The 4,328-nt window shown below is 34.1% G+C and carries 5 protein-coding genes; 4 read left to right on the top strand and 1 reads right to left on the bottom strand.

Annotated features, from left to right (window positions below; translation table 11 throughout):
• Window positions 1–186: 186 nt before the first annotated feature.
• From KDK18_RS09980 to KDK18_RS09965, 4 genes are all read left to right on the top strand, one after another.
• Window positions 187–957, top strand: a complete 771-nt coding sequence (locus tag KDK18_RS09980; protein ID WP_257254753.1) for an ABC-three component system protein — start codon at window positions 187–189, stop codon at window positions 955–957.
• Window positions 941–1,165: an ABC-three component system middle component 7 gene (locus KDK18_RS09975; RefSeq protein WP_257254752.1), complete on the top strand. Its 225-nt coding sequence runs from the start codon at window positions 941–943 to the stop codon at window positions 1,163–1,165. Before KDK18_RS09980 ends, KDK18_RS09975 begins: the two co-directional genes overlap by 17 nt.
• The gene (locus tag KDK18_RS09970; protein WP_257254751.1) at window positions 1,155–2,756 is read left to right on the top strand and encodes a DUF2326 domain-containing protein; all 1,602 of its coding nucleotides are present in this window, start codon (window positions 1,155–1,157) and stop codon (window positions 2,754–2,756) included. Before KDK18_RS09975 ends, KDK18_RS09970 begins: the two co-directional genes overlap by 11 nt.
• Before the next feature lie 98 nt (window positions 2,757–2,854).
• Window positions 2,855–3,886 carry a DUF4238 domain-containing protein gene (locus KDK18_RS09965; protein WP_257254750.1) on the top strand — a complete coding sequence of 344 codons (1,032 nt, stop codon included), beginning with the start codon at window positions 2,855–2,857 and terminating at the stop codon, window positions 3,884–3,886.
• A gap of 88 nt (window positions 3,887–3,974) precedes the next feature.
• Here KDK18_RS09965 and KDK18_RS09960 read toward each other — a convergent pair whose 3' ends face one another.
• Window positions 3,975–4,217, bottom strand: a complete 243-nt coding sequence (locus KDK18_RS09960; RefSeq protein ID WP_257254749.1) for a hypothetical protein — start codon at window positions 4,215–4,217, stop codon at window positions 3,975–3,977.
• Window positions 4,218–4,328: the final 111 nt, after the last annotated feature.

The raw sequence follows: 4,328 nt of genomic DNA, 5'->3' as shown, positions 1-4,328 counted from the left end.
GTTCCGGGGCTTCGCCCCTCCACCCGACGCCGCCGTCGGCGGCGCGGCTGAACCAGGCGTTAGGGCTAAGCTCAAACAAATACTGTTAATGTAGTGAAAAATTATACACAAAATTTGTCGTGTACTAATTCTATTCAAAAGATATAATGTTAGAATCAATTGATTCCATATAGCGTAAGGTCGTGTATGGCAAATAAAAGAAAGTCTTTTAGCGAGAACACAAATATCGCATTGTTCAATCAGGTAAATGGTATTTGTCCATTATGTGATACGCCTTTGTTATATGAAAAAAATGGATCTAAATATAAAAAATATGAATTAGCACATATATATCCATTAAATCCTAAACCTGAAGAGACCATTGTTCTTAAGGGGGTAGAACAATTAAGTACAAACGTTGACGATGATGACAATTTAATCCCTCTTTGTAAAATATGTCATGGCAAATTCGATAAACCAAGAACACGAGATGAATATAATAATTTAGTAGCGATAAAGAAAGGTCTTATTGCAAAAACTAAGCAGCATGAAATATGGCATCAATATCAAATAGAGCAAGATATAAATAAGATTATTTCCTCACTCTACGATGAAAATATAAATTTAGACGTAGAAGAGATTGAATATGATCCAAAACAAGTAGATAGGAAAGCAGATAAAAGTTTAACCAACTTAACAAAGAGAAGAATCAAAAGTAATATTACAGAGTACTATCCATTTGTTAAAAATAAACTTTCATATGTAGAGCATGAAAATCCTGGAGCATCAGATATAATAAGTCTTCAGATTAAAGAGTTTTATTTAAAACAAAAACAGAAAGAAAGCAATCAGCAGATAATATACAAAAACATAGTTAGTTGGATTCAGAAGCAAACTAACTCACCATCAGAAGAAGCGATATCATTGCTTCATTTTTTGTTCAAAATTGTGAGATATTCTGATGTTACTACCAAATAAGTTTATTTCATTTGATGAGTCTGTTCTGAGCAAACTCTATATTATTATTTCAGCAATGGAGAATGATATTGCTGTCTCTGAGCTTTACTTGAAAGTAGAGAAAAAACTTAATGGAATTGATGAGTTTATATACGCAATTGATACTTTGTATGTTTTGAATTATCTAGATGTTGATTTTTCTACTAGGACTGTAAAATATGTTAACTGAAATAAAGTGTGAGCACTTCAGAGATAAAAGAATCGAATTTTCAGAAGGGCTTAATGTTGTTCTAGGGGATGAGAAAGCCACAAATTCTATAGGTAAATCAACACTCTTAATGGTCATAGATTTTATCTATGGTGGTTCTGATTTTTTGGAACACAACTATGATGTTGTCGAAGAGTTTGGACATCATGAGTATTTATTTTCATTTTTGTTTGATGATAGGTTTTATTTCAAAAGAGGAACGTACGCACCAGATCTGATATATGTGTGTGATGAAGAATATAATGAAGTAAAGCCTATTGAGAAGAAAGAATATACAGATTTTCTTCAGGAAAAATATGCCTCACCTAAGTCAATTTCCTTCAGATCTTGCGTTGCTGGATTTTCACGGGTTTGGGGCAAAGAGAATTTAAATCCTAGAAAACCATTACAATACTTTAGTGGGCAAAGTGCAGGTGAATCTATTAACAACATCATTAAGATTTATGATCAGTTTGAAAGCATCTCTGAAATAAGTGCTCAACTTAGCCAAAAAACTGAAGAGAATCGTAGTCTTAATAAAGCGATAAAAAACAATATTGTCCCTAAAATATTAAAAAGTAAATACAACGAAAATAGTAAAGTAATTATAGAATCCCAAAGTGAAATACAAGATATAGAGAAAAACTTAGAAAAGTTTGCTCTTAGCGTTAGTGAAATTATTAGCAAGGAAACTTTAGAAGCTAAAGAGCAAAAAGACAGTTTGATAGCCACAAAATACAAAATCAAATCTCAATTGAATAGACTTAAGAAAAATAAAGAGAGTAGCCATTATTTAAAAAGTCGAAATTTAAAAAAGCTAGAAGATTTTTTCCCTGAGGTAAACACTACCAAGCTATTAAATATTGAGGACTTCCATAACGGACTAAGAAAAATTTTAACGGAAGAGATCAACGAAAAAGAGTCTGAGCTAGAAAAACAGCTAAGTACTATAGAGAAGGAGATAGTGCTAATAGACCAACAAATAAGTGAACTTTCCAATAATATCAAAAAACCGAATGCTATTATCACTAGGGTTCGTAAAATATCAGACAGACTAAAAGAGGCTCAGTTAGAAAATTCGCAGTACGAAAAAAATACTAAAATCAAAGACGACTTGAGGACAATAAAATCTGACCTTAATGTCGAAAGAGAAAGAATTACATCATTCATTTCAAATATTGTAAATGATAAAATCAGAAAAATTATTACTTTGATTTATAGCGAGCATAGAAAAAGCCCTAATCTCAGCTTTTCATCTTCAAACTATAACTACGAAATTTATGAAGATACAGGAACCGGAAAGGCATTTTCAAACTTACTGGTTTTTGATTTAGCCCTTTTCCAAACATCAAAACTGCCTTTTTTGATTCATGATTCATTGCTTTTCAAAAACATTGAGAATAACGCTGTGGCCAATATTATTGGCATATATGCTTCTGAAAATAAGCAGTCATTTATTGCTATTGATGAAATAAGTAAATATGGAAAAGAAGCATCTGATAAGCTAATTAAAAATAAAGCTATTCAACTTAACGATCAGCATGTTCTTTACACTAAGGATTGGAGAGATTGACTTAAACTTCCCGCCCTAACAAAAATTTCCAGCGGACTGCGCCTGCGGCGCAGCCGCTGAAATTGGCGTTAGGCATCTCATACATCAGCAATTAAGTGATGAATAAAATTAAGGCAAATAATCATTATGTACCACAGCTCTACTTAAAGAGGTGGGTGGATAGTGAAAACGAAGTATGTATATACAAAACTTTAGTTTCACATGAAAATGAGAATTTATGGAGGAAACAATCAACAGCTGCTATTGGCTATCAAAGACATCTTTATACACAAATGATTGCAGGAAAAGAATCAGATGATCTTGAAAATTGGCTCGATAAAAACTATGAGTCTCCAGCTCAAGAAGCTATATCCAAGGCTGTAAATGATGAAAAGCTATCTAAACATGATTGGTATTTACTTATCCGCTTTTTAGCATGTCAAGATGTTAGAACACCAGCAAGATTATTAGAACACCTATCTAGGCAAAATCGTACACAAGAAAAAATTTTGCAAGATAGTCTTGAACGACTAAAAGAAGAAATTGAAAATAATTCAATATCGCCATCTGATACTGTGGAGCCTTCAAACGAACTTGATAAATTATTTCCGCTCAAGATAAGAACTGAAAGAGATCCAAACGATAAAGAAATGGCTCGAATAAAAGTTGAAAGTTATACTGGGCGAGCCACATGGATTCATTCATTAAAGCATTTGTTGAAATATTCAGAAAAGGTTCTTCATCAGCACAAATGGTCAATTATCAAGCCTGCAAGAGGGTGTTCGTGGCCTACAAGTGATAATCCAGTAATAAAACTGAACTTTAGAGATGAGAACAACTACGATTTTGGTGGTGGTTGGGGAAGGGAAAAAGGTAATATCTTTTTTCCGATAAGTCCACAGCATGCAATGTTTGTTCAAATAGGCGATAAGCCTATTTTAAAAGGCACCAGGTTAAGTAAGGATTTAACGAAGCAAGTTAAAAAAATGATAGTGGAGCATGCCCATAGATTCGTATACTCAAATAGTTTCGACAATGAAATTTCTGCCCTGCGACCCAGAATAGTAGACGCTAATGCGGTAAAAAAAGAAAAATATCAAATTAAAGATTGGCATGAGCAAAATAGTCAATTTGAGACTGAGTTCTTTTAAAGACCGATGCCTAACAAAAATTTCCAGTTCGTTCCGGGGCTTCGCCCCTCCACCCGACGCGCCTGTCGGCGCGCGGCTGAAATTGGCGTTAGGTGGCTTGATCCAGTTCTATATGCAACTCTTCCAGTAAGTCCTGTACTGCATCAGCACCGATCTCTCTGACTTGCCACGCGATCAATTTTTCCAGAACACTTTTGACTCTTTCGATCTCTTGATCTTTGGTTTTTAGTTGTGAATGAAATTCTTCCAGTACAGCTTTGTTGTGTTTTTCGACAACGTGTTTTATTAGATCAACACAATCGGCTGATAATTTTGCTGCTTCTTTTTCCATCTTTTAATGTCCTGTATCGTGCAAATCGCCGTATAACAACAGCGTCAAGGGGACTTCCCCGCTGTGTCAGGATAGATGTCGCCTCTTTTGATTCATGACTCTCAATAATTG

This window comes from Endozoicomonas sp. SESOKO3, assembly GCF_024606255.1.
This window is presented reverse-complemented; position numbering and strand designations above follow the sequence as displayed.